This is a genomic window from Thauera sp. K11, from assembly GCF_002354895.1.
In the GTDB taxonomy this organism is placed as follows: domain Bacteria; phylum Pseudomonadota; class Gammaproteobacteria; order Burkholderiales; family Rhodocyclaceae; genus Thauera; species Thauera sinica.
This window is the reverse complement of the sequence record NZ_CP023439.1, coordinates 1186058-1211434: the sequence shown is the minus strand read 5'-3', so window position 1 is coordinate 1211434 and position 25377 is coordinate 1186058. Positions and strand designations below refer to the sequence as shown.

Here is a 25377-nt window from a genome sequence, read left to right as displayed (position 1 = left end):
ACTGCCCTTCCGCCCCCGATGCCCCTTTTCATCCTGCGACGCGGCCTCCAGGCCCTCAACGTGCTGTTCGTGATGTCGCTGCTGGTGTTCGCCGGCGTGTATGCGATCGGCGACCCGCTCGACCTGCTGGTCGACCCGAACGCCACCCGCGAGGACATGGCGCGCGCCGCGGCGGCGCTCGGTCTAGACCAGCCGCTGTGGGTGCAGTACGGCCGCTTCCTGGCGAACGCGCTGCGGGGCGACCTGGGCAACTCCTTCATCCACGGCGTGCCGGCGCTGGGGCTGATCGCCGAGCGGCTGCCGGCGACGCTGGAACTGGCCGTCGTCGCGATGCTGATCGCGGTGCTGCTGGGCATCCCGCTCGGGCTGTGGGCGGGGCTGAAGCCGGATTCGGCGGCGGGCAAGGCGATCATGGCCGGCTCCATCCTCGGCTTCTCGCTGCCCACCTTCTGGGTGGGGCTGATGCTGATCATGGTGTTCGCGGTGCAGCTCGGCTGGCTGCCGGCCAGCGGCCGCGGGCCGACCACCGGACTGCTGGGGGTGCAGACCTCGCTGCTGAGCGCCGAGGGCTGGCGCCACCTGCTGCTGCCGGCGGCCAACCTGGCGCTGTTCAAGCTGTCGCTGATCATCCGCCTCACCCGCAGCGGCACGCGCGAGGCGCTGCTGCAGGACTACGTGAAGTTCGCCCGCGCCAAGGGCCTGTCCAATACGCGGGTGGTGGGCGTGCACGTGCTGAAGAACATCCTGATCCCCATCGTCACCGTGGTCGGGCTGGAATTCGGTTCGCTGATCGCCTTCTCGGTGGTCACCGAATCGATATTCGCCTGGCCGGGCATGGGCAAGCTGCTGCTCGATTCGATCACCCAGCTCGACCGCCCGGTGGTGGTCGCCTACCTGCTGCTGATCGTCACGCTGTACATCGCCATCAATCTGGCGGTGGACCTGCTGTATGCCGCACTCGACCCGCGGGTACGGCTGGCCGGAGCACGGCAATGAGCGAATCGCCCGAAGCCGCGGCCGTCGCGCCGCCCGCACCGGCCGCGGAGCGCCCGCTGCGCCGCTTCGTGAGCGCGTACGCCGAGAGCCGGGTCGCACTCGCCGGCCTCGCGCTGCTGCTGGCCATCGTGCTGGCGGCCGCGTTCGCGCCCTGGCTGGCGCCGCAGAATCCCTACGACCTGATGCAGCTCGACGTGCTCGATGGCCGCCTGCCGCCGGGCAGCGCCAGCGGCGACGGCAGGCTGACCTACCTGCTCGGCACCGACGAACAGGGCCGCGACATGCTGTCGGCCATCCTGTACGGCCTGCGCATCAGCGTCGGCGTGGGCGTGGCGGCCACGCTGCTGGCGCTGGCGATCGGCATGGCGCTGGGGCTGGCGGCGGGCTACTTCGGCGGGCGCTTCGACGCGGTCCTGATGCGCATCGCCGACATCCAGCTCTCGTTCCCGTCCATCCTGGTGGCGATGATCCTGCTCGCGCTGTTCGGCCAGGGCATCGACAAGATCGTCGTGGCGCTGGTCGCCTCGCAATGGGCCTACTACGCGCGCACCACGCGCGGCACGGCGCTGGTCGAGCGGCGCAGGGAATACATCGACGCCGCGCGCCTGCTCGGCCTGTCGACGCCGCGCATCCTGTTCCGCCACCTGCTGCCCAACTGCCTGCCGCCGCTGATCGTGGTGGCGGCGCTGCAGGTGGCGGCGGCGATCGCGCTGGAGGCCACGCTGTCCTTCCTCGGCCTCGGCCTGCCGGTCACCGAGCCCTCGCTCGGCCTGCTGATCTCCAACGGCTTCCAGTACCTGTACTCCGGCCGCTACTGGATCAGCGTGTTTCCCGGCGTGGCGCTGCTGCTGATCATCCTCGCCATCAACCTCGTCGCCGACCGGCTGCGCGACGTGCTGAACCCGAGGCTGCACGAACGATGAGCACCGCCGCCCCGCCCACCCTCGTCGTGGAACACCTGACCACGCGCTTCGCCACCCGCACCGGCACCGTCACCGCGGTCGACGACGTCGGCTTCAGCGTCGCGCCCGGCGAGGTGCTGGGCCTGGTGGGCGAATCCGGCTCGGGCAAATCGATGACGGGCTTTTCCATCCTCGGCCTGGTCGACCCGCCGGGCGAGATCGCCGGCGGCAGCATCCGGCTCGACGGCCGCGAGCTGCGCGGCCTGCCGGCGCACGAATGGCGCGCGCTGCGCGGGGACCGCATCGCGATGATCTTCCAGGACCCGATGATGACGCTGAATCCGGTGCTGCGCATCGACACGCAGATGATCGAGACGGTGCGCGCGCACCGGCGGGTCGGCCGCGGCGAGGCGCGCGAACGCGCGCGCGACGCGCTCGCCCGCGTCGGCATCCCCTCGCCCGACGAGCGCCTGCGCGCCTATCCGCACCAGTTGTCGGGCGGCATGCGCCAACGGGTGGCGATCGCCATCGCGCTGCTGAACGCGCCTGACCTCATCATCGCCGACGAGCCCACCACCGCGCTCGACGTCACCATACAGGCGCAGATCCTGTTCGAGATGCAGACCCTGTGCCGCGAATCCGGCACCGCGCTGATCTGGATCACGCACGACCTCGCGGTGGTCGCCGGTCTCGCCGACCGGGTGTGCGTGATGTACGCCGGCCGCATCGTCGAACAGGGCAGCACGGCGCAGGTACTGGAGGCACCCGCCCACCCCTACACCCGCGGCCTGCTGGATTCGACCCCAGCGGCGAACGCCGCGCCGCACGGCGCCGGACGCCCGCGGCCTCTGCGCCAGATCCCCGGCATGGCGCCCTCGCTGCACGCGCTGCCCGCGGGCTGTGCCTTCCGGCCGCGCTGCGCACGCGCCAGCGCTGCCTGCGAACGGGCGCCGGCACTCGTCGAGGCCGCGTCCGGCCATGCGGTGCGCTGCTTCCACCCGCTCGCGGCCGGCGAGAGCCTGCGATGAACGCCCCGCCGGCTTCCGCGACCAACGCTCCGGCGCAGGCCGCCACCGCGCCACTGCTCGAACTGCGCGGCATCGCCAAGCAGTTCGGCGCCTCGCCCGACTGGATCGAACGCCTCGGGCAGCGCCTGGGCTGGCTGCGGCCCGCCGCGGCGGTGCATGCGCTCGACGGCGTCGACCTCGCCGTCGCGCAGGGCGAAGTCGTCGGCCTGGTGGGCGAATCCGGCTGCGGCAAGTCCACGCTGGGCCGCATCGCCGTCGGCCTGCACGCCCCCACCCGCGGCACGCGGCTGTGGCGCGGCACCGACGTCGACGCCCTCCCCGAAGCCGAGCGCCGCCGCGTGCAGCTCGGCATCCAGATGATCTTCCAGGACCCGTACGCGTCGCTGAACCCGCGCATGCGCGTGCGCGACCTGCTGGCCGAGGCGCCACGCGTGCATGGGCTGATCTCCCGCGCCGAACAGGCCGGCTTCGTCGCCGGGCTGCTGCGCCAGGTCGGCCTCGATCCGGCGATGGCCGAGCGCTTTCCGCACCAGTTCTCGGGCGGCCAGCGCGCCCGCGTCGGCATCGCGCGGGCGCTGGCGGTGAAGCCCGGATTCCTCGTCTGCGACGAGGCAGTGGCGGCGCTCGACGTGTCCATCCAGGCCCAGGTGCTGAACCTCTTCATGCGGCTGCGCGAACAGCTCGGGCTCACCTGCCTCTTCATCAGCCACGACCTCGGCGTGGTGCGCCACCTGTCGGACCGCGTGGCGGTCATGTACCTCGGCCGCATCGTCGAGAACGCGCCGGTCGCCGACATCTTCGCCCGCCCCGCCCACCCCTATACGCAGGGCCTGCTCGCCGAAGTGCCGACGCTCAAGGTCGAAAAGAAACGCTTCCTCGCCATCCGCGGCGAACTCCCCTCCCCGCTCGCACCGCCGCCCGGCTGCCACTTCCACCCGCGCTGCCCGCACGCCTTCGACCGCTGCCGGCACGAAGCGCCCAGGCTGCGGGAAGTCGCGCCGGACCACGCCTCGGCGTGCCATCTGCACGATTGACCACGGGCGGCGCCGGCCGCCTCGCCGCTCTCCGGACGACGAGCCGCGCGAGCGGAACGACAAACGGTCCGCGGACCGGCGCGACTCCGCCCGCCCGCGAACCGTCCCGCCGCGCGTGCCGCTAACTCTCGCTCGCCGCTTCCGGATACAGGCGCGGCATCAACAGGTGCAGCACATCCAGTGGAAAGCCGATGCGTACCGGCCCTTTCGGGCTCGAACTCTCGAGCAGCCCCGTCTCGAGCAGGCGGGCCATCAACGAGCGCGCGGTGCGCTCCGCGAGCCCGGTCATCTGCGCGAACTCGCCCCTGGTAAGCTCGCCGGCCAGAAAGAGGTAATGGAGCGGCAGGGTCGCTTCCCGGCGGATCTGCCTGTCCTGCTGCGACTGCACGGTAAGCAGGGTGTCGATCCGCTGCTTGATGTCCGGGAGGTCCAGCATCTTCGTCATGAAGGACACCTGATCCTCGCAGAAATCGAGGAACAGGGAGCACCACGCCCGCAGCGCCTTTTCCGACAGGTTGCCGCGTCCGTCGAGGTCGCCCTGCCGCGGGGCATCCGCGGCATCGAGGCCGGCGTAATAGTCGTCCACCCGCCGCGCCATCGCCCGCGCAACGGACCACAAGCCGCCGGTCAGCGGAAACAGGGCTGCGTGCGTCATCAGCCGGGCGGCCCGGCCGTTGCCGTCGCGGAACGGATGAATCCACGCAAACCGCTGATGCGCGGCGCCGATGATGAAAAGGCGCGACTCCCAACTGCCGGCTTTCCCGTACGCCTTGTCGAATCGCGACAGGAACGCCCCGATCGCCGTGTGCGCCGGCGGCTGGTGGCGACCGACAGCCACGTCATCGGCACGAAATTCGCCCGGCTCGACGACATGGCCATCGTCCGTCATCCGGTCTTCAGGGGTGAGCTTCGCATACAGAAGCTCGTGCGCCTTTCTTGCGCAGGCTGACGACAGCGCTTCGAGCCCCGCCGGGACGAGCGCCTCCAGCTCGCGTTCGGCGGCGATGTGCGCCACCGCAATCCGCTGCCTGCGGGCGACGTCGGGCGCCGACGAGAACTCGCGCCTCAACGCGCGGGCGATGTCCCGGGGATGCGTGCTTTGCCCCTCGATCCGGTTGCTGTAGTACGAATTCATCGCCCGCAGCAACTCGCGCAACTGCGTCATCGTGACCGGATGCAGCCGCCCCGTGAGCGCATGCGACTGCGCCGCGATGGACGCACCGCGGGCACGCAAGGATTCAAGCTCCCGCTGGGGGATCAAGGGTTCGAACTGACGGGGTTCGGTATACGCCGCCAGCAGCCGGGGCGGTTGGTTCATCTGCCGATCTTCCTGCCGATTGAATTCCGGAAATTCTACTTTAAACAGAAAGGCTTGAAGCCTCTATCCCGCATATTTCCAGCGTTCTCCTGCCGATCTTCCTGCCGGTCGCGATCTCACCGGGAAACCCGGCAGGCGTACCGCGTGGCCGCGATCTCCAGCCGGTACGTCGAGACCGGCGTTACGCGGCAATCGCCGCGAGCCCATTCAGCCGGCCCGCGGAGCAAGCGCGGCTCGCGCCCGCCGCGGCCGCATGGACACGTCCGGGGGCCGCGGCCATAATCGGTCGCAGTCGCCTGCTTCCGGAGCCCGCCATGGCCTTGCCGCAACCCACGCCTCCCTTCACGGCCGAGGACTATCTACTCTGGGAGGAGCAGCAGCCCGAAAAGCACGAATACGTGCACGGCGAGACCTTCGCCATGGACGGCGCCAGCCGCCGGCACGTGACGATCTCGGGGAACGTCTTCGCCGCGCTGGATGCGGCCCTGGAAGGCACGCCCTGCCGCACCTACATGGCCGACATGAAGCTCCGGGCCGAGGCCGACGAGGCTTACTTCTACCCGGACGTGCTCGTCACCTGCGATGCGGAAGACCACAAGGCCGAACAGTTCATGCGTGCCCCCACGCTGGTGGTCGAAGTGCTGTCGCCCGCCACCGCCGCCTACGACCGCGGCGACAAGTTCGCCGCGTATCGCCGCATTCCATCGCTGAAGGAATTCGTCCTCATCGACCCCGACCGCCGGCGCATCGAACACTATCGCCGCACGCAGGAAACCGTCTGGGAACTGCACGAAATCGAACCCGAGGCACCGCTCGTGCTGCCGGGCCTCGAAGTGACGATCCCGTGGGATCGCATCTTCCGCAACGTGGACTAGCGTCGGGCAAGCCCGGGTTCGGCAGCGGACCCGGACTGATTTCTATCTGCCGAAATACGCGGAGGCCAGTTCCAGCACTTCGGCGTCGAAATTCCCTTTTTCGTCGAGAAAGGTCTGCCGGGCGCTGTGGAACCGGGAAGCATGCGCTTCGGGATGGAGCGCCATGTGGGCCGCCAGTCCGGCTATTTGCGGATAGGCGTAGACATCCGGGCGGTACATGCGGGCGATCGGAAAATCCTCTTCGTTGGCGCCGGCGCCCGAATTCCCGAGGATGATGGCCGCGCCGAGCAGCAGCGCCTCGCGAGCCATGCGGTCCTTGCCCGGGAAATTGCCCAGGTCGATGAACACGCGGGAGGTGGAAAAGATCTCATACACCTTTTCCCTGGGCAGGCCCGCGATACGGACGATTTCCACGCCGGGGCAATAGGCTTCGATCAGCGCGGATATCGCATCCAGATCGACGATCACCTTGTTCCCGGCATTGAGTGCGACCCTGAGGGGCCGCTGCGAAACGGCCCCGGCATCGCCCCGCGGAACGACGGTGTAGTCCGTCAGCCTGCGCGGATCGAGGCCCACTGCCTGCAGGAAGCCTTCCGCATAGCGCGACTGCGCGGCATGCCGGATCGAGGGATGGCGCAGAAAATTCAGGTTGATGCCTCCCAGCGCCTTGAAGGCATTGTCCACGCTGAGCCACCAGATCATCACTTCCTTTCCCAGGAAGAGCGAAATGACGGAAAGATAGACCTCGGGAAGCACGAAGACCACCCGCTCCTCCGGCGAATAACGCGTGAAGGGCTCGTATCGGTACGGGTCGTATTCCTCGATCCCGTGGGCCTTGGCCGGCAACTCGAAGGGAGTGCCGGGCACCGGATCGAGGTTGTATTCCTGGAAGGCAATGATGTCCGCCGGTTCGTGCAGCCACATTTCGGCCTCGAAACCCAGGCGCAGGAGGGCGTCCGACAATTGAAAGCACGCTTCCGGCCCGCCCGTTCGCGCCCCCAGCGGGCACAGGATGACGAATTTCATGGCAGTGTCTGTTTTCCCGGATTTTTCGACGTCAATCTTTCCGCCACGGAATCAGCCACCTTGATGGCCGAGGCGACGACCTGGTCCATATTGTAGTAACGGTACTGCGCCAATCGGCCGACGAAGGATACCGTCGGCCATTTCATGGCCTCGGCTTCGTACTGCTTCAGCAATGCCTCGTTTTCCGCGCAGGGAATCGGATAATACGGATCGCCTTTGGCCGACGGATATTCGCGCACCAGCGAAGATCCCGCGCACCGCTGGCCCGTCAACTGCTTGAACTCGGTGATTCGCGTGAATTCTTCCTCATTGGGATAATTCACCACCGGGGCCGGCTGCACGAACCCGTCCTCCCCCACCGAATCCGTGTGGTAGTGCTCGAAACGGAGGCTGCGATAGGGGAGCGGCCCGAAACGGTAATCGAAGAATTCGTCGATCGGGCCGGTATAGACCGTATGCCTCGCGGTCGATCGCGAGGGTTCGCTCGCGTAGTCCTGCCCGAGGGCGATTTCGATCCGGGGATGATCCAGCATGCGGGCGAACATCGCCCCGTATCCGTCGCGCGGCATGAACTGGAAGCCGTCGCCGAAATACCTGTCGTCGTCGTCCGTCCGGACCGGAATCCGGGCGGCGACGCTGGAGGACAATTCGGAGAGATCCCTTCCCCACTGCTTTTTCGTGTACCCGCGGAAGAACATGTCGCAAAGACGGCTGCCCACGGAATTCAGCACCACATCCTCGCTGCTGCGCAGAGGCGCGCGCGGCTCCCGGATCGACTCCAGGAATGCCGGCACGTCGGCCTCTTCCAGTTCCAGTCCGAATACCGCGTTCAGCGTGGTCCGGTTGATCGGTATCGGAAAATGCCGGCCGTCGACGCGGGCCAGCACCCGATGCTCGTAGAACCGCCAGTCGGTGAAGCGGGACAGCCAGGCCATCACCCGCCGGCTGTTGGTGTGGAAGATGTGGGGGCCGTACGGGTGCACCAGCACGCCGTGGGCATCCGTCTCGTCCCAGGCGTTGCCGCCGATGTGCGGACGGCGGTCGATGATCCGGACGGAATGGCCGGCATCCGCCAATCGCCTGCCCGCGACGGCGCCGGCAAAACCGGCACCGACGACCAGCACGTCCGGGAAATCACTCGTGAGCCTCATGCTTTCTCGCTGCTCCGGGTATTGAAATCGTCTGCGGGCGTTATTGGGCCACAGTAGCCCGCCCCCGGGAACCACCCCTGCGCGCGTCGGCCGCTCAGCGGTCCTGCGCTTCGAGCAGTCCGGCAAGCTGCTGCTCCAGGTTGTGCACGAAGCGGGGCGTGTCGAACAGCACGCCTGTCTCGCGCACCGCCTCCAGGCGCTCGCGCAGGCGCAGGCAGGCGTTGGGCGTGGTCGCGAGTTCGACCGCCTTGTCCTCGTAAGCCTGCAGGTCGTACGTGATCAGTTCCGGCAGGCCCGCGGCGGTCAGCAGCGCTCCGGCCATGCGCGAGGCGAAGCAGCGTCCGGACAGGGTGAGGACCGGCAGGGTCATCCACAAGGCATCGTTGGCGGTGGTTCCGGCGTTGAACGGGAAGGTGTCCAGGAAGAGGTCCGGCACCGCGTAGCGCGCCAGGTAGTGTTCCGGCGCCACCCGGCCGGCGAAGAACAGCCTGCCCTCGTCGATGCCCCTCGCCTGCGCCTCGCGCCGCAGGTTGGCCTCGGCCCAGGGATTGTCCGACAGCAGCCACAGCATGCTGCCGGGCACCCGGCGCAGGATGTTCATCCACGCGTCGAAGACTTCGGCCGTGTACTTGTAGTTGTTGTTGAAGGAGCAGAAGACGAAGCCTTCCGGCGGCAGGCCGCAGCCCTTGCGCGTCGGCGCCGGCGAGCACAGGCGCTTGCGGTCGCTCACCTGGTACACGTCCGGCATGTAGATCGGCGTTTCCGAATAATAGCCGGCGTATTCTTCCGGAATCAGGAAGCGGTCGGCGATGACGTAGTCGATGCAGGGCAGCCCGGTGGTGGCCGGCAGGCCGAGATAGGTGATCTGGATGGGCGCGGGCCGGTGGGCCAGCATCTGCGTGCGGGCGCCGCGCGTCTGGCCGTGCAGGTCGATCAGGATATCGATCTCGTGGCTGCGGATGAGCTGCGCGGACGCCGCCTCGTCGAGCCCGTCGATGCGAATGTAGTGGTCGAAAGCCTTCACCACGCGCTGGCGCAGCGCCGAGCCGTCCTCGGGCGACCAGCAAAAGCCGTAGATCTCGAATTTCCCGCGGTCGTGCAGTTCGAACAGCTCGGCGGTCAGCATGGACACCGGGTGCAGGCAGAAGTCGGACGAGCAGTAGCCGATGCGTATCCTGTCGTGGCGATAGCCCTGCTCCGGCGCGAGGACGGGCATGTCCGCCGGGATCTTGCGGCTCGCGTAGTTCGTCGCGGCCGCGAGCTGTTCGGCCGGATCGTCGGACAGGCTGATCATCGCCAGCGCCGAAGTGGAGCGGCGCATCAGTTCCGGGTCGACGCCGGCGGGCGGCGCATGGACCGGCCACAGGCACTGCTTCTCGCGCAGGAACACCCAGTGGTGCAGCACGTCCGGCTGGCCGGGATCGATCGCCAGGCTGCGGTCGAGGCAGGCCAGCGCGTCGGCATACCGCTTTTGCCCCTCTTCGAGGCGCCCGCAGTTGTTGAGCACGGCGATCAGGACGGTGCGCTCGTCCGGCCGCTCGGGCGATGCATGCTGCTCCACCCACTGCCATTGCTCCATCGCCGCGTCGGGCTGTCCGAGGCGTTCGTACACCAGGCCGAGGTTGAACCTCGGCTGCACGAAGCCGGGCGCCAGCCGGACGGCCTGCTCGTATGCCTCGCGCGCGCCCTCCACGTCGCTTTCGGCGAACAGCGCCACGCCCAGGTTGAACCATGCGAAGTGGTCGTATGCGCTGCGGTTGCGCTTGAGCCAGGTCTGGTAGAGCACGGCGACGAGCCCGCTCAGCCCCCCCGCCTCGAGCCGGTTCGCGTAGTTCAGCAGTTGCGGAAAGTCGAGCCTGCGATGCCAGATCAGATTCACGATGCCGGCGTAGTCGACGTCTTTCATTTCACTCAAGATGAACGCTCCGGAAATGGCGACGCCTCCAGCGGCCGGGGCCTGGACCGGCTGGAGGCGTGGCGATGCGGCCGGCAACGGCGTCGGTCAGCGCGATCAGCCCAGGTTGAGCTGCTGGATCTGGTCGGTGGTCATCGCCGCGACCTGGGCCGGAGTCAGCGCCTGGACCTGCGCGGAGGTCAAGGCCGCGACCTGGTCGGTGCTCAGGCCGTCCTTGATCTGGGCGGTCGTCAGCGCGGCGATCTGGCTCGTCGTCAGTTCCTTGATCTGATCGGTCGACAGCCCCGACTGGATCTGGTCGGTGCTCAGGGCCTGGACCTGGGCGGCGGAGAACTGCACCAGGTCCTCGGTCTGCAGCGCGCCGATCTGCTCGGTGCCGAGCGCGCGGATCTGGGTCGCCGTCAGCGCCTTGACCTGGGCGGTCGTCAGCGCCTGCACGTTGTCGGTCGACAACTTGCCGACCTGCTCGGTGGTGAGCGCGGCGACCTGGGCCGCGCTCAGGCCCTGGATCTGGCCGGTCGTCAGCGAGTTGAGCTGGTCCGTGGTCAGGCTGCCGATCTGGGCCGCCGTCATCGCGCCGATCTGGCCGGTGCTGAACTCGACCAGATCGCCGGTCTCGAACGCCTTGATCTGCGACGACGTCAGGGCCGCGATCTGCGTATACATCAGCGCCTTGACCTGGCCCGTCGTCAGCGCCTGGATGTTGTTCGTCGACAATCCCTTCACCTGGGCCGCGGTCAGCGCCGCGACGTCTTCGGTGTTCAGCACCGCGATCTGGTCGCTGTCGAGGCTGTTCAGTTGCGCCACGGTCATGGCCTTGACCTGCGAGGTCGTGAGCGCCTCGACGTTCGCGGTCGAAAGCTGGGCGACCTGGTCGCTCGTCAGCGCCGCCACCTGCGTCGCCTTCAGCCCCGCCACCTGGTCGGTGCCGAGCGCGTTGAGCTGGTCCGTCCCCAGGGCCTTGATCTGCGCGGCCGTCAGCGCGCCGAGCTGATCGGTGCCGAGCGCGGCCAGATCCTCGGTTTCGATGGCGCCGACCTGGGCCGAGGTGAGCGCGGCGATCTGCGCATAGCTGAGCGCCTTCATCTGGCCGGTGGTGAGCGCCTGGACGTTGGCCGACGACAGGCCCTTCACCTGGGCGGCGGTCAGCGCCGCGACGTCGGCGGTGTCCAGCGCCGCGACCTGGTCGCTGGTCAGGCTGTTGAGCTGCGCCACCGTCAGCGCCTTCACCTGGGCGGCGCCCAGCGCCTGCACGTTTCCGGTGGCCAGGTTGGCGATCTGCTCGGTCGTCAGCGCGGCGACCTGCGTGGCCTTCAGGCTGGCGAACTGCTCGGTGCCGAGCGCATTGAGCTGCTCGGTCGTCAGCGCCTTCACCTGCGCGGCGCTCAGCGCCTGGAGTTGCGCGGTGCCCAGCGCGGCGACGTCGGCGGTCTCGATCGCCTGGATCTGGGCGGAAGTCAGCGCCGTCATCTGCGCCGCGGACATCGCGTTGAGCTGGGCGGAGGTCAGCGCAATGATGTTGTCGGAAGACAGGCTCTTGATCTGCGCCGCGGTCATGCCGGCCACGTCGCCCGTATCCAGGGCCGCGACCTGGTCGCTCGTCAGGCTGTTGAGCTGGGACGACGTCAGCGCCTTCACCTGTGCCGCACTCAGCGCCTGGACGTTCGCCGTGGCCAGGCTGACGACCTGCTCGGTCGTCAGCGCGGCGACCTGCGTCGCCTTCAGGCTGGCGAACTGCTCGGTGCCCAGGGCGTTGAGCTGCTCGGTCGTCAGCGCCTTCACCTGCGCGGCGCTCAGCGCCTGCAGTTGCGCCGTGCCCAGCGCGGCGACGTCGGCGGTCTCGATCGCCTGGATCTGGGCGGAGGTCAGCGCCGTCATCTGCGCCGCGGACATCGCGTTGAGCTGGCCGGAAGTCAGCGCGACGATGTTGTCGGAAGACAGGCCCTTGATCTGCGCCGCGGTCATGCCGGCCACGTCGCCCGTATCCAGGGCGGCGACCTGGTCGCTCGTCAGGCTGTTGAGCTGCGCCACCGTCAGCGCCTTCACCTGCGCCCCGCTCAGCGCCTGGACGTTCGCCGTCGACAGGCCGGCGACCTGATCGGTCGTCAGGGCCGCGATCTGGGTGGCTTTCAGGCCGGCGATCTGGCCCGTGCCCAGCGCATTGAGCTGGTCGGAACTCAGCGCCTTCATCTGGGCCGCCGTCAGCGCACCGATCTGCGCGCTGCCCAGCGCGGCGACGTCGGCGGTCTCGATCGCCTGGATCTGCTCCGAACTCAGCGCCGCCATCTGCGCGGCGGACATCGCATTGAGCTGGTCCGAACTCAACGCGGCGATGTTGCTCGTCGACAGCCCCTTCACCTGGGAGGCGGTCAGCGCGGCGACGTCCGCCGTGTCCAGGGCGGCAAGCTGGTCGCTGGTCAGGCTGTTGAGCTGCGCGGTCGTCAGCGCCTTCATCTGGGCCGCGCCGAGGGCCTTCACGTTGTCCGTCGACAGGCTGGTGATCTGCTCCGTGGTCAGCGCCGCGATCTGAGTCGCCTTCAGGCTGGCGAACTGATCGGTGCCGAGCGCGTTGAGCTGGTCGGAACTCAGCGCCTTCACCTGCACCGCCGTCAATGCGCCGATCTGCGCGGTGCCCAGCTTGGCGATGTCGGCGGTCTCGATCGCCTGGATCTGGCCCGTGGTCAGCGCCGCCAGTTGCGCGCCCGAGAACGCGGCGAGCTGATCGGAAGTCAGCGCGACGATGTTGTTCGTCGACAAGCCCTTGAGCTGGGCGGCCGAGAACGCCGACACGTCCGTGCCCAGCGCGGCGATCTGGTCGCTCCCGAACGCGTTGAGCTGGGCGGTGGTGAGCGCCTTGGTCTGGGCCGCCGTCAGGGCGGTGGCCTGGTAGGTGATGAGACCGTCGGAGAACGCGGTCGTGTCGAAGGCGGCGATCTGGCTCGCGTTGAGGACGACGAGGTCGGCGGTCTCGATGGCGCCGATCTGGTCGGACGTCAGGGCGCTGATCTGGGCGGTCGACATCGCCTTGAAATCGGACGTCGACAGCGCCTGGATCTGAGCAGTGGTCAGCGCCGAGATCTGCGCCCCCGACATTCCGCTGATGATGGACATGACAACCCCTTTTGCCTTTTGCGCCACGACGGCGAGACGTTCTGGAAAGATCCGGAGCGCCGTGCGACGACCCGGTCCGCATTGCTTCTATGCTTTCTGGACCCTTCATCGGACAAATCTCCGGGAACTTTAGGGCCCGGATTCTCCCGCCGCATCCGGCCGTGCCGGGGGTCACGGCCCTGCCCGATCGCCGCCCGCCGCGCCACTCCCATATATATGTATACGGCGGACGCGCCCATCGCCGGCCGGCGCGGAACCTCATCGCGGATTCGCAACGCGCCGGCAACCTGCCGCATGGGCCTCACTTGCGGAAAATGCGCACGGCAAGCCAAAAAACGCCTAAAGATTTTTCCGGGGTCACCGTAAGAGCAGCCAAGAGCACAACGAAACGCTCCTCACCCGCCCAGGCAGACGACAGAACCAACGGGTGTATGACCAACCTGACCTTCCAGGAGAAACATCATGGCCCAGACGATCAACACCAACGTGGCTTCCCTCAACGCGCAGCGCAACCTGTCCACCTCGCAGAGCTCGCTCGGCACCACCCTGCAGCGCCTGTCTTCCGGACTCCGCGTCAATAGCGCGAAGGACGATGCCGCCGGCCTGGCGATCGCCGAGCGCATGAACACCCAGGTGCGCGGCATGAACGTCGCCATCCGCAACGCGAACGACGGCATCTCGCTGTCGCAGACGGCCGAAGGCGCGCTGGGCAAGATCGGCGAGAACCTGCAGCGCATGCGCGAACTGGCGGTCCAGTCGGCAAACGACACGAACGACAGCGACGACCGCACGATGCTCGACGCCGAGTTCAAGCAGCTCGCCGAGGAAAACGAACGCATCATCAAGAACACCAAGTTCAACGGCCAGGAACTGCTGACCGGTGCGGGCGGCGACAGCGGCACCTTCACCTTCCAGGTCGGCGCCAACACGAGCACGGACAACCAGATCGCGATCACCACGACCGACATCGCCACCGACATGGGCACCGCCACGCAGGGCACCAGCGCGACCCTCGGCGCCGACGCCGCGGCGGCCCGCGACGCGATGGACGCCGTCGATGACGCGATCACCGTCATCAACACCGCGCGCGCCAACTTCGGTGCCTCGCAGAACCGGTTCGACGCCGTCATCAGCAACCTGCAGGTCGCCGCCGAGAACCAGTCCGCCGCCCGCGGCCGCATCATGGACGCCGACTTCGCGACGGAAACCGCCAACCTCTCCCGCACCCAGATCCTGCAGCAGGCCGGTACCGCGATGCTCGCCCAGGCGAACTCCTTGCCGCAGAACGTGCTGTCGCTGCTCCGCTAAGCCCGGGCCGGCCTGAAACAACGATGGGCGCGGAGCGTAAGATACGCTCCGCGCCGTCTGTCCATAAGGAGGACATATCATGTCGATTCAGCCCATCAGCCATAGCGCCGTCGCCATGCAGTCCATGGTGGGGCGCGATACGCAGGTGGCCCGGAGCGCGCCGGCGGAGCAAGGCGGTGCGGTCCCGGCCCAGGGCGTGGACGGCGCCGGGAGGGTCCCCGGCGCGGGCGAATTGCAGAAGGCGCTCGAGGACGTGGCCAGGGCCGTGGCACCAATGGCGCAGAGCCTCGAGTTCTCGCTCGACAAGGACTCGGGCCGGACGGTGGTCAAGGTCATGGACACCGAGACGAACGAAGTGATCCGCCAGATCCCCTCCGAAGAGGTGCTGGCGATTTCCAAGGCAGTAGACAAGTTGAAGGGCCTGTTGCTGAAGCAGCAAGCCTGATACCCGGGAGGTTCCCATCATGGCAATCAGCGCTGCAGGAGTCGGTTCGGGGTTGGACGTCTCGGGCATCATCAGCCAGTTGATGGCGGTCGAGCGCCAGCCCCTGACTCGCATCGAATCCCAGCAAAGCAGCTACCAGTCGAAGCTTTCGGCCTTCGGCCTGTTGAAGAGCGCGATGTCCAAGCTGCAGGACGCCGCCGCCACGCTCGCCAAACCGGGCACTTTCTCCGCGACCGCCGCCAGCGCGGGCGACACCAAGGCATTCACCGTCAGCTCGACTTCGTCGGCGCAGACCGGCAGCTACAACGTCGAGGTGAGCGCGCTCGCGCGCACGCAGCGCGTGGCCACCAGCGCCACCGCAGAACCCGCGGTGGGCGAAGGCAGCCTCACGATCAGCCTGGGCCGCTACGCCGAGGATGGCAGCTTCACGCCGGCGGAAGACGGCGAGAAGACGATCTCGCTGGCCGCGGGCGCCACGCTCGCCGACCTGCGCAAGGCGATCAATGCCGCCGACGCCGGCGTGTCCGCGCAGATCGTCAACAACGGCACGGTGAACCAGCTCGTCATCAGCAGCAAGGAAACGGGCGCCGCCAATGCCTTCAGGCTGAGCGGCGACGGCGCGCTGGCAGGCTTCGGCTTCGACGCCGGCAACCCTTCGGGCTCGTCCCTGACCTCGGTGCAGCAGGCGCAGGATGCGCGCCTGACCATCGACGGACTGGCGATCACGCGCAGCACCAACACGGTGACGGACGCCATCGAGGGCGTCACCCTCAAGCTCGCCAAGCTCACCGACGAAGAGACCGCCGTCACCGTCACGCGCGACGACACCGTCGCCACGAAGGCCATCGACGACTTCGTCAAGGCATACAACGAACTCAACACCCTGATCCGCAGCCAGACCAGCTACAACGCCGAGACCAAGAAGGCCGGCACGCTCAACGGCGACTCCGGCGTGCGCTCGATCCAGAACCAGATCCGCGGCGTGTTCTCCAACCCGCTTTCCGGCCTGAGCGGCGCGACCACGCTGTCGCAGATCGGCATCACCTTCAAGACGGACGGCAGCATTTCGGTCGACAGCACCAAGCTCACCGAGGCGCTGGCCGACCCGGCGAAGAAGGTCGGCGAGCTGTTCCGCGGCAACGGCACCGTCGAGGGCTTCGCCAAGACGCTGGAAAGCCGCATCAAGTCCATGCTGGACACCGACGGCCTGCTCAGCGCCCGCACCGAAGGCATCAGCCGCTCGATCAAGGCGCTCGACGACCGCAAGGAGACGATGGAGCTGCGCCTGGCGCGCATCGAGGCACGCTATTCCGCGCAATTCACCGCGCTGGATGCGGCGATGTCGAGCATGAGCACCACCAGCGCCTACCTGACGCGGCAGCTCGCCAGCCTGTCTGCCTAACGATCACATCGGGCTTCCCCGCAGGAGACACGTAAAGATGTTCGGAGGCTTCTCCAATCGCGCTGCGGCCTACGCCAAGGTCGGCGTCGAAACCGGCGTCAATACCGCGGACCCCCACAAACTGATCCTGATGCTGTTCGACGGCGCCCTGCTGCAGGTGCGCAGCGCCGCGATCGCCGTCGGCGGCCAGGACGTGTCCGCCAAGGGCCAGGCCATCTCGAAGGCCATCGAGATCATCATCAACGGCCTCAAGGTCAGCCTGGACATGAGCGCCGGCGGCGAACTCGCCGTCCGGCTGGCCGCGCTCTACGACTACATGAGCGACCGCCTGCTCTACGCCAACCTGCACAACAGCCAGCCGGCGCTGGAAGAGGTCGGCGGCCTGCTGGCCACGCTGCGCGAAGCCTGGGCCGGTATCGCCGGCAAGGCGGAGGCGACCGCGGCGGCGGCCTGACCGCCGCATGGCGCGGGTCTTGCTTCTGGTTGCATGGAAACATTCCGGAGCCGCGCCATGCCGACCCTCCACGATATCGACGCCCTGCTCGCCCGCTACCAGGCGATGGCCGATGCCGCACGGGCGAACGACTGGGACACCCTTGCCGCCCTCGAACGCGAGGCGGCCGAGCTGCGCGCCGCCTGCATCGCGCGGGCCGGCAGCGCGGCGGCCGATGCGCAGGAACGCGCCGCGCTGGCCGAAGGCATGCAGCGGATCCTCGCGCTGGATGCCGAGATCCGCAGCCACGCCGAACCCTTCCTGACCGCCGTGCGCAAGCTGCTCTCGGACGGCGTGCGCGACCGGGCGGTGCGCGCCGCCTACGGCGCACTCGAGCCCTGAGCCCGGGCGGCCCGGCCGCTGACGACACGGAGCGCGCACCGTGATCCCCGCCGACCTCGCCGCGCGGCTGCGGCTGCTCAACGAAGCGAGCTTCTTCAACGCCGACCAGCCGGTCGCCGGGCTGCAGCGCGCGCGCGAGATCCAGGCCGACCTGCCGGATCTCGTGCCGGGGCAGCGCGTGCTCGCCACGCTGCAGCAGGCGCTGCCCGACGGCACCTTTCGCGCCCTGATCGCCGGCCGGCAGATGACGCTGGCGCTGGACGCGTCCGCCAGCGCCGGCGACACGCTCGACCTCGTCGTCACCGAAACCACGCCGCGCACGGTGTTCGCGCGGCTCGCCACGCCCGACGCGGCCGCGGGCAACGCCTCGGCCCTGCCCTCGCTGAGCCGGACGGGGCGCCTCATCAGCTTCCTCCTGACCGGCCAGCCGGCCTCGGCACCCGCGGCGCTGTCGGCCGGCAGGCCGGTCCTGGACGCGCCGCCGGCCAGCGGCGCGCAACTGGCGCCGGCGCTGCGTGAAGCGATCGGCCGCAGCGGCCTGTTCTACGAATCGCACCAGGCCCAATGGGCGCAGGGCAGGCTCGACGTCGCGGCGCTGCAGCGCGAACCGCACAACCTGGCGGCCGCAGGCGGCGAGCGGCCGGGGAGCGGCCTGCCGGCCGCTGCCGCCGATGCCGCGCGCAGCGCGGCGGCACAGGGACGCGCCAGCGAACGGAACGCCCCGCCCGACGACACCGCGGCCTCGCCGCGCGCACGCCCCGCGGCGGACGAATCCCCCATGCCACGCGGCCTCGCCATCCCGGAACGCCTGCTGCCGGTGGTGCATCAACAGCTCGACGCACTCGCCACCCACCAGTACGTGTGGCAGGGCCAGGCGTGGCCCGGGCAGGCGGTCGAATGGATCATCCACGACCCCGAGAACGAGGCGCCGGAGCGGGAACAGGCCGAGGCCGGGGAGGAACCCGCCCCGGAATGGAAGACGACGCTGCGCCTGACGCTGCCGCGCCTGGGCGGCGTCGAGGCCGAACTACACCTCACCGCCGCCGGCGTGGCGCTGCGCATGCGCGCCGACGACCCGGCCGCCATCGCCGCGCTGCAGGAACGCCGTGCCGAACTGCAGTCCGCGCTCGACGCCGCCGCCCTTCCGCTCACCGGCATGGTGGTGGAACCGCGATGAACGCCGGCCCGGCACCCGATCCGCGCGGCGAAGCCGTCGCCCTCGCCTACAACGCGGGCGAGACGGCGCCGCGCGTCGTGGCCAAGGGGCGCGGCGTGATCGCCCGCGAAATCATCGAGCGCGCGCGCGAGGCCGGCGTCTATGTGCACGAATCGCCGGAACTCGTCGGCCTCTTGATGCAGGTCGACCTCGACGAGCGCATCCCGCCCCAGCTCTACGTCGCGGTGGCCGAACTGCTGGCCTGGCTCTACCGCGTCGAACAGGGCGCCGGGGCCGGCAGCGCCCCCGTTCCGGCGCCGGGCAGCCTGCCCGGCGCGCTGCCGCGCCGGGGCGCGAAAGCACACCCGGGCTGAGTCGTGCTATAAGCCTCGGCATCCCCGCAAGCCTTCGCCCGGTCACCATGGCCACCGACAACAACCAGACCCGCGTCGAACTGCTGCACGCCGACGACGAATCGCGGTTCCTGCTGCGCGACCCGCGCGAGATCGCGCATCTCATCCGCGAACTGTCGGACGAGCGCACCCTCGTCACCGCCCATCTCGCGCCGGGCAACCAGTCCTTTCTCACCCTGGTCCTCGGCCTGACGCCCGGCGAGGATACGCTGCTGCTCGACGGCAGCACCGCCGAGGCCATCAACCGGCAGATCGAGCACGCGGAACAGATCACCTGCATCACGCAGCTCGACAAGGTTCGGGTCCAGTTCTCCCTCGGGCGTCCGTCGCGCAGCGACGCCGGTTCCGGCCCGGTGTTCAGCGCGCCGCTGCCGGCGGAGATCCTGCGCCTGCAGCGGCGCGATTTCTTCCGGCTCAGCACGCCGGTCACGCATACGGTGGTGTGCTCGATCCCGCTCGGCGCGGGGCGGGGGAAAGGCGGCCGGGTGGACATGCGCATCCTGGACATCAGCACGGGCGGGATCGCCATCGCGGTCCCGCCCACCGGCATCGCGTTCGAGCCGGGCATGTCGTTTGCCGGATGCCGGCTCGAGCTGCCCGACAGCGAACCGATTCCGGCGCATCTGACGGTGCGCAACCTGTTCCGCCTCGTCACCCGCAACGGCGTCGAGATGCTGCGTGCCGGCTGCCAGTTCTCAGGGCTTCCGGCACAGGCGGAGAACGTCATCCAGCGCTACATCATGAAGAACGAACGCCAGCGCGCCGCCCGCGCACGCGGCCGCCGCTGAAACCGCCCATGTCCACCGCAGAGCCAGAACACGCCGGCCACGACGAACCCGAGCGCATCCAGCCGCTGCCGACCGAGGGCCTGGACAGGTACCTGCTGCACGGCCGGCGCCAGGTCCGCCAGTTGCTGCAGGCCCTGATCGATGCGCATGCGCTGGTGAGCGTGCACCTGCCGCCCGGGCGCGAATCCTTCCTGAGCGCCCTCGTCTCGCTGTCCGGCGACGAAGAGTCGCTCTACCTCGACGCCTGCATCGACGAAGGCACGAACCGCCGCGCGACCCTGGCCGACAAGCTGATGTGCGTCACCCAACTGGACCGCATCCGCATCCAGTTTTCCATCGAGGCCGCCACGCTGGTGTCGCTCGACGGGCGGACGGCGCTGCTGGCGCCGGTTCCGGGCCAGATGCTGCGCCTGCAGCGGCGCGAGACCTACCGCCTGCAGGTCCCGCTCAGCCACGAGGCGCGGTGCGCGATTCCCCGGCCCGGCGACGCGGGCAGCCTGTCGGTGCGGATCATCGACATCGGCGCGGGCGGCATCGCCTTCCACGCCGCGCCGGATGCGCTGCCGCGGCTCGAACCCGCGGCCGAACTGCCCGGCTGCCTGTTGCTGCTGCCCGACCTCGACCCGATCACGGCGACGCTGGAGGTGCGCAACGTCAATCCCCAGCGCAACCGCAGCGGCATCGAGACATTGCGCGTCGGCTGCCGCTTCGCCGCCCTGCCGCGCGGCGCGGACACCGCCATACAGCGCTACATCCTGCGCACCGAACGCGAAATCAACGCCCGCGAGCGCGGCGGCCTGTGAGCGTCACGGCAGCCGGTGCGCGACGAGTTCGAACACGTCACGCTCGCTTTCGCTGCTCGATGCCGAAATGACGCGCCGCTGCATCTTCACGTAGCGCTTTGCCGCGGGTGCATACCAGACCAGGTAGTGGATGCCGACCGGCTCGAGCTGCGCCTGGGCCGGGCCGCCGGTAGCGTTGCGGCTGCTCCAGACCTCCACCTTGTAGGCATCGAACGTGCCGGCCGGCACCCTGACCGATTCCTCGCCCAGCACCTTCGCCACCGAATGCCAGTTCGTCCAGTACCCGCCCACCTCCGGGGTCGCGAAGCCGCGCGCGCCTTCGCCGCGGGACAGTTCGACGAAGGCGCCCCAGTACGGGCTGAACTCGGTCCCGATCCCGTTCCATTCGATGAATCCGGGCTTGCCGCCCGCCCAGCGCCGCACCTCGCCGCCCGCGGCCGTGTCGGGCTCGACGATCTTCAGGGCGTCGGTGACGACCTCGCCGGCCACCGACTGGACGGCGACCTCGAAGCGGCGTTTCGGACTCGTCGGCCACTTGCCGCGCGATTCGTAGGTCCAGCGCTCACCGCCGAGCGGGCGGCCTGCATCGGCCGCGCGGGGAACCTCCACCGCAGGCACCGCGGCCAGCAGCGCAGCCGCGCTCGCTTCCGGCCGTGCGACCGGCGGCAGCGCGGAGGGCGCGGGCGCAGTCCTCGCGATGGAAACCGGCTCGCGGACGGTGCCCGGTGCCAGGCTCGGCGAGAACGTCGGTTTTGACGGGTTCGCCGGCCGGGGAGCGACGGTGACCACCGGGCTGGCCACCCGCCTATCCGCCTGCGGGGCCTTCACCGCCGGTGGCGCGGCAGCCGGCGCATCGGCCACAGGCGTCGCCGCAGGTGCGGTGGCCGACGGCACGGACGCAGGGGCCGATGGCACGGCTTGCGGCTCGCGCACCGTTGCCGCCGCCACATCGGGCGCCGCCCGTGCGGCCGGCGCCGCGGACGGCGAAGGCGCGGCGGCCTGCCCGGCGCCCTCGCCTTCCGTCCGTGAGACCGGCTGTTCCATCACGGCATGCCTGGCGACGCCGAACCACACGGCGCTGCCGGCAACGATGGCGGCGACGCCGGACAGCGCGATCCATCGCATCGCCCCCTTGCCGGCAGCGCCATTGCCGCCCGCCGGCGGGGACGAAGCCGGTTCCGCCGCGGCTGCGGAGAGTGCCGATGCCGGCGCGGCCCCGCTGCCCAGGATCCGCTCCAGGGTCCGGATCAGTTCGCCGCTCGACGCTTCCCACTGCTTGTGGTTGATCTCGATCGCCTGCCGGCGGGTCAGCGGCTTCAGCTCCGGCGGCAGTTCGTCCGCCTGCGGCATGACGGCGCCGCCCACCAGCACGGGGACCACACGGATGTCGCGCCGCAGCGCGGTGGCGGTTTCGATGCGGATGAAATCGGCCGGGTCGTCCAGCCGCCGCCTGCCGGCAGCATCGGTGGCATTCGTCCATTCGTCGCCGATGATGACGATCAGGACCCGGCACGACCCCACCGCATCCTCGATGGCGGCGACGAAATCGGTGCCCGGCTCGATGCCTTCCACATCCATGAAGATGCGCGCGCTGCCGAAATACCCGGCCAGCCGGTCGTACAGCCGGCCTGCATAGCCCGCCGAGTCGTCGCGTCGATAGCTGATGAAGACCCCGTCCACGGCGTGCGAGACTCCCTTCGTCGGACGAACCATTGCCGGAAAAGCGCATCCCGGCATGGACGCGGATTCCGCCGTCCGGAGAAAACGGGCTTCGCGGCATCACCCCGCGGCGGGAAATGCGCCGCCGGACGTCCGGACCCGGCCTGCGGCGGCACCTCGAGCGCCGCGGCCGAGCCGCGTCAGACGGACATGTTCATGATGTCCTGGTACGCGGTGACGAGGCGGTTGCGGACCTGCACCATCTGCTGGAAGGACAGGTTGGCCTTCTGCAGATTGACCATGACGTCCTGCAGATTGACGTTCGGGTCGCCGGCGGAAAAGTTCTGCGCCATCTCCCGCGCCTCGTTCTGCGCGGCGCTGACGTCCTTCAGCGCACCGTTCAGCACGTCGGCGAAGTTGACGCCGCCCGCCGCCTCTTCGGGCTGTACGGGCTTGTTCTGCGCTGCCTGCGATACCGAGCGCAGCTCGCTCAGCATCTGGTCGATTCCGCGGGTGTCCATATCCTTGCCCCGGGTGCCGGGTGGTGCGTTGAAGACGATTCCAATCTAGCACAGCAATCCGCATGCCACCATGCGGCAGCGGCTTACACGTCGTAACCTTCGTCGCGGTACTGCTGCAGCTTGTAGCGCAGGGTACGCTCGGAAATCCCAAGCCTTTCAACGGTTTTCTTGCGCGAGCCGCCCAGTTCCCGCAGCGTGGCGAGGATGTGCTCGCGCTCCAGGTCCTTCATGTTGGCCGACCTCGCGCCTGCGGCGAGCGCCGGGGCGGCAGAATCTGCCGCCCCGGCGGCCTCGTCCGCCGCCGGCGCCGCGGATACCGTCCGGGCCGCGGCTTGCGATGGCGCGCCACCCGCGCCGTCCGCCGCCGTCCGATCCCACGCCGGCAGGCACAGGCGCAGCGTCCCGGGCGCCACCGTGTCGCCCGTGGTCAGGATCAGCAGCCGGTGCACCGTGTTCTCGAGTTCGCGGACGTTGCCCGGCCATGCGTGGCGGGCGAGCAGCGCCTCCGTCTCCGGCGACAGGCGCACCTGGCGCTTGAGCAGCGCCGCATGGCGGGCGAGGAAATGGCGCGCCAGCGGTATGACGTCGCCGGGCCGCTCGCGCAGCGCGGGAATGGCGAGCGGAAAGACGTTCAGGCGGTAGTAGAGATCCTCGCGGAAGCGGCCGGCCGCCACCTCCTTCGCCATGTCGCGGTTGGACGTCGCCAGCACGCGGATGTCCAGCGGCACCGGCTTCTTGCCGCCGACGCGCTCCACCTCGCGCTCCTGCAGCACGCGCAGCAGCTTGGCCTGCAGCCCGAGCGGCATCTCCGAGATCTCGTCGAGCAGCAGCGTGCCGTTCTGCGCCTGCTCGAACTTGCCCGGCTGCGCGGCCTGCGCGCCGGTGAAGGCGCCCTTCTCGTGGCCGAACAGGGTCGCCTCGAGCAGGCTGTCGGGGATCGCCGCGCAGTTGATGGCGACGAAGGGCCCGGCGGCGCGCGGCGAATGCGCATGGATGTAGCGCGCGAAGACCTCCTTGCCGGTGCCGGATTCGCCCGACAGCAGCACGGTGGCGTCCGTCCCGGCCACCCGCGCGGCGAGCGCGAGCAGGTTGCGGGTATGCGGGTCCTCGGCGATGGTGTCGTCCGGGCCGGCCTGCACCGCGGCGTAGCGGCGCACGCTCTCGAGCAGCACGTCGGGCTCGAAGGGCTTCATCAGGAAATCGCAGGCGCCGCCGCGCATCGCCGCCACCGCCTTGTCGACGTCGCCGTAGGCCGTCATCAGCAGCACCGGCAGTTGCGGCAGCCGCGCGCGGATCTCGTGCAGCAGTTGCAGGCCGTCCATCGGCTGCATGCGCAGGTCGGTGACGACGAGGTTGAAGGCGCGGCGCTCCAGCTCGGCCAGCGCCGGCAGCCCGCCATCGACCCCGGTGACCTGGTGATGCGCCATTTCCAGCGTGAAGCACACCGCGTCGCGCAGCGCCGCGTCGTCCTCGACGACGAGAATGTTCAGTGCCTGGCTCATGTTTCGGGGACCGCGTCGGCGCCCGCCCCACCGCCGGCGGCCAGCGGCAGGGCGAGCGTGAAGATGGAACCCTGGCCGGGGGCGGAACGCAGCGTGATGTCGCCGCCGTGGCCGCGCGCCACGCCGCGGGCGATGGCCAGGCCGAGCCCGGTGCCGTCGGCGCGGGTGGTGAAGAACGGATCGAACAGCCGCGACTGCAGCTCCGGCGGCACGCCGCGGCCGGTATCGCGCACGACGAAGCGCAGCCCGGGAACCGCGCCGCCGGCCGCCGCTTCGAGCGCCACCCGCAGGCCGACGCTGCCGCCCGGCCCGGTGGCCTGGATGGCGTTTTCCAGCAGGTTGGTCAGCGCGCCGGCGATCGCCTTGCGGTCGCCATGCACCGCCGCATCGCCGCAGTCGCACTCGCAGCGGAAGTCGATCTGGCGCGCGCGCGCCAGCGGTTCGAGCGTATGCGCCAGTTCGGCGGCCAGCTCGCAGGCGTTGAAGCGCTGCCGGCCGAGGCTGTCGCCGCGGGCGAACAGCAGCATGTCGCGGATCAGGCGCTCGAGGTAGCGCAGGCGCTCGATCGCGCGGTCGGCCACCTTCGCCCTCTCCGCCGCGCCCAGCTCGGCCTGGCGCAGGTTGCCGGTATAGAGCAGCGCCGCCGCCAGCGGCGTGCGCAACTGGTGGGCGAGACCGGCCACCATCTCGCCCATCGCCGCGAGGCGTTCGTTGCGCTCGGCCGCGAGGCGCATCTGGTAGGTGCCGGTGATGTCGTGCAGCAGCAGGATGCGCTCGTCGCCCGACTCCAGCGCGGTTTCCGACAGCGCCAGCCGCAAGGTCTCGCCGCCCCGGGGCAGCGTGACCTCGCCCGGCGTCCCGGTGGCCTGCAGCGCGCGGCCGACCTGCGCCCAGTCGCGCCCGGCGAGGTCGGCGCCGAACAGCGCCTCGGCCGCGCGGTTGACCTGCACCACCTTGCCGCCGCGGTCGAGCACCACCACCCCGGCGGGCAGCGCGCCCAGCAGCATCGTCAGGCGCTCGGTGAGCTGCGCCACCTGGGCCTGCAGTGCGTTGTAGGCGGTGGACAGTTCCTCCGACGCGCGGCTGAAGAGCGCGAAAGCCTCCGCCAGTTGGGCGGCATCGAGCGCCGGGGGCGATGGCGTGGTGGCGTCGGCGGCGGTGCTCATCTCGGTCGGGATGCGGGTTCTGT

General features: G+C 69.4%; 23 protein-coding genes. 14 read left to right on the top strand and 9 right to left on the bottom strand.

From position 1 onward, the window contains the following. Positions 1-18: 18 nt before the first annotated feature. Genes CCZ27_RS05345 through CCZ27_RS05330 form a run of 4 tightly spaced genes read left to right on the top strand, consistent with a single transcriptional unit; the run spans position 19 to position 3960 of the window. On the top strand, positions 19-996 hold the full coding sequence (locus CCZ27_RS05345) for an ABC transporter permease (protein WP_096446234.1): 978 nt from the start codon (positions 19-21) through the stop codon (positions 994-996). Next, the gene (locus CCZ27_RS05340; protein ID WP_096446232.1) at positions 993-1919 is read left to right on the top strand and encodes an ABC transporter permease; all 927 of its coding nucleotides are present in this window, start codon (positions 993-995) and stop codon (positions 1917-1919) included. Before CCZ27_RS05345 ends, CCZ27_RS05340 begins: the two co-directional genes overlap by 4 nt. Beyond that, the gene (locus CCZ27_RS05335) at positions 1916-2926 is read left to right on the top strand and encodes an ABC transporter ATP-binding protein (RefSeq protein WP_096446230.1); all 1011 of its coding nucleotides are present in this window, start codon (positions 1916-1918) and stop codon (positions 2924-2926) included. Before CCZ27_RS05340 ends, CCZ27_RS05335 begins: the two co-directional genes overlap by 4 nt. Beyond that, positions 2923-3960 (top strand): ABC transporter ATP-binding protein, encoded by a 1038-nt coding sequence (locus CCZ27_RS05330; RefSeq protein WP_096446228.1) that lies wholly within the window; start codon positions 2923-2925, stop codon positions 3958-3960. Before CCZ27_RS05335 ends, CCZ27_RS05330 begins: the two co-directional genes overlap by 4 nt. Before the next feature lie 121 nt (positions 3961-4081). Here CCZ27_RS05330 and CCZ27_RS05325 read toward each other — a convergent pair whose 3' ends face one another. Next, positions 4082-5278 carry a Fic family protein gene (locus tag CCZ27_RS05325; protein WP_096446226.1) on the bottom strand — a complete coding sequence of 399 codons (1197 nt, stop codon included), beginning with the start codon at positions 5276-5278 and terminating at the stop codon, positions 4082-4084. 314 nt (positions 5279-5592) lie between these two features. On the opposite strand from CCZ27_RS05325, the gene CCZ27_RS05320 reads away from it, so the two are divergent. Next, positions 5593-6153 (top strand): Uma2 family endonuclease, encoded by a 561-nt coding sequence (locus CCZ27_RS05320; protein WP_096446224.1) that lies wholly within the window; start codon positions 5593-5595, stop codon positions 6151-6153. A gap of 42 nt (positions 6154-6195) precedes the next feature. Here the strand turns inward: CCZ27_RS05320 and CCZ27_RS05315 are convergent, their stop codons facing one another. The 4 genes from CCZ27_RS05315 to CCZ27_RS05300 all read right to left on the bottom strand — a co-directional run bounded on the left by CCZ27_RS05315 (position 6196) and on the right by CCZ27_RS05300 (position 13356). Continuing rightward, positions 6196-7179 carry a hypothetical protein gene (locus CCZ27_RS05315; protein ID WP_096446222.1) on the bottom strand — a complete coding sequence of 328 codons (984 nt, stop codon included), beginning with the start codon at positions 7177-7179 and terminating at the stop codon, positions 6196-6198. Further along, on the bottom strand, positions 7176-8330 hold the full coding sequence (gene glf / locus CCZ27_RS05310) for a UDP-galactopyranose mutase (protein ID WP_096446220.1): 1155 nt from the start codon (positions 8328-8330) through the stop codon (positions 7176-7178). Before glf ends, CCZ27_RS05315 begins: the two co-directional genes overlap by 4 nt. A gap of 94 nt (positions 8331-8424) precedes the next feature. Continuing rightward, positions 8425-10236 carry an O-linked N-acetylglucosamine transferase, SPINDLY family protein gene (locus tag CCZ27_RS05305; RefSeq protein ID WP_232516646.1) on the bottom strand — a complete coding sequence of 604 codons (1812 nt, stop codon included), beginning with the start codon at positions 10234-10236 and terminating at the stop codon, positions 8425-8427. Positions 10237-10341: 105 nt separating this feature from the next. Further along, positions 10342-13356, bottom strand: a complete 3015-nt coding sequence (locus tag CCZ27_RS05300) for a beta strand repeat-containing protein (RefSeq protein WP_157748443.1) — start codon at positions 13354-13356, stop codon at positions 10342-10344. A 462-nt stretch (positions 13357-13818) separates the two neighbouring features. Here CCZ27_RS05300 and CCZ27_RS05295 point away from each other — a divergent pair, with 462 nt between their 5' ends. From CCZ27_RS05295 to CCZ27_RS05255, 9 genes are all read left to right on the top strand, one after another. Further along, the gene (locus CCZ27_RS05295) at positions 13819-14664 is read left to right on the top strand and encodes a flagellin domain-containing protein (protein ID WP_096446214.1); all 846 of its coding nucleotides are present in this window, start codon (positions 13819-13821) and stop codon (positions 14662-14664) included. A gap of 79 nt (positions 14665-14743) precedes the next feature. Continuing rightward, positions 14744-15109 carry a flagellar protein FlaG gene (locus CCZ27_RS05290; RefSeq protein ID WP_096446212.1) on the top strand — a complete coding sequence of 122 codons (366 nt, stop codon included), beginning with the start codon at positions 14744-14746 and terminating at the stop codon, positions 15107-15109. A gap of 19 nt (positions 15110-15128) precedes the next feature. Continuing rightward, complete coding sequence (gene fliD, locus CCZ27_RS05285) at positions 15129-16511, top strand: flagellar filament capping protein FliD (protein ID WP_096446210.1); 1383 nt, start codon at positions 15129-15131, stop codon at positions 16509-16511. A 37-nt stretch (positions 16512-16548) separates the two neighbouring features. Beyond that, positions 16549-16965: a flagellar export chaperone FliS gene (gene fliS / locus CCZ27_RS05280; RefSeq protein ID WP_096446208.1), complete on the top strand. Its 417-nt coding sequence runs from the start codon at positions 16549-16551 to the stop codon at positions 16963-16965. Positions 16966-17022: 57 nt separating this feature from the next. Further along, positions 17023-17346: a flagellar protein FliT gene (locus CCZ27_RS05275; RefSeq protein WP_096446206.1), complete on the top strand. Its 324-nt coding sequence runs from the start codon at positions 17023-17025 to the stop codon at positions 17344-17346. Between the two features lie 40 nt (positions 17347-17386). Next, positions 17387-18523 (top strand): flagellar hook-length control protein FliK, encoded by a 1137-nt coding sequence (gene fliK / locus CCZ27_RS05270; protein WP_096446204.1) that lies wholly within the window; start codon positions 17387-17389, stop codon positions 18521-18523. Further along, on the top strand, positions 18520-18876 hold the full coding sequence (locus tag CCZ27_RS05265; protein WP_096446202.1) for an EscU/YscU/HrcU family type III secretion system export apparatus switch protein: 357 nt from the start codon (positions 18520-18522) through the stop codon (positions 18874-18876). The genes fliK and CCZ27_RS05265 overlap by 4 nt, the downstream gene beginning before the upstream one ends. Before the next feature lie 47 nt (positions 18877-18923). Then, a complete protein-coding gene (locus CCZ27_RS05260; RefSeq protein ID WP_096446200.1) occupies positions 18924-19703 on the top strand; it encodes a flagellar brake protein in 780 nt (259 codons plus the stop codon). A gap of 8 nt (positions 19704-19711) precedes the next feature. After that, the gene (locus CCZ27_RS05255) at positions 19712-20506 is read left to right on the top strand and encodes a flagellar brake protein (RefSeq protein ID WP_096446198.1); all 795 of its coding nucleotides are present in this window, start codon (positions 19712-19714) and stop codon (positions 20504-20506) included. 3 nt (positions 20507-20509) lie between these two features. Here the strand turns inward: CCZ27_RS05255 and CCZ27_RS23935 are convergent, their stop codons facing one another. The 4 genes from CCZ27_RS23935 to CCZ27_RS05235 form a co-directional block, all read right to left on the bottom strand. Further along, complete coding sequence (locus CCZ27_RS23935) at positions 20510-22186, bottom strand: toll/interleukin-1 receptor domain-containing protein (RefSeq protein ID WP_096452207.1); 1677 nt, start codon at positions 22184-22186, stop codon at positions 20510-20512. Positions 22187-22365: 179 nt separating this feature from the next. After that, a complete protein-coding gene (gene fliE, locus CCZ27_RS05245) occupies positions 22366-22686 on the bottom strand; it encodes a flagellar hook-basal body complex protein FliE (protein ID WP_096446196.1) in 321 nt (106 codons plus the stop codon). Positions 22687-22769: 83 nt separating this feature from the next. After that, positions 22770-24188 carry a sigma-54-dependent transcriptional regulator gene (locus CCZ27_RS05240; RefSeq protein ID WP_096446194.1) on the bottom strand — a complete coding sequence of 473 codons (1419 nt, stop codon included), beginning with the start codon at positions 24186-24188 and terminating at the stop codon, positions 22770-22772. Continuing rightward, positions 24185-25354, bottom strand: coding sequence for a sensor histidine kinase (locus CCZ27_RS05235; RefSeq protein ID WP_096446192.1), 1170 nt, complete (start codon positions 25352-25354; stop codon positions 24185-24187). Before CCZ27_RS05235 ends, CCZ27_RS05240 begins: the two co-directional genes overlap by 4 nt. Between the last annotated feature and the right edge of the window lie 23 nt (positions 25355-25377).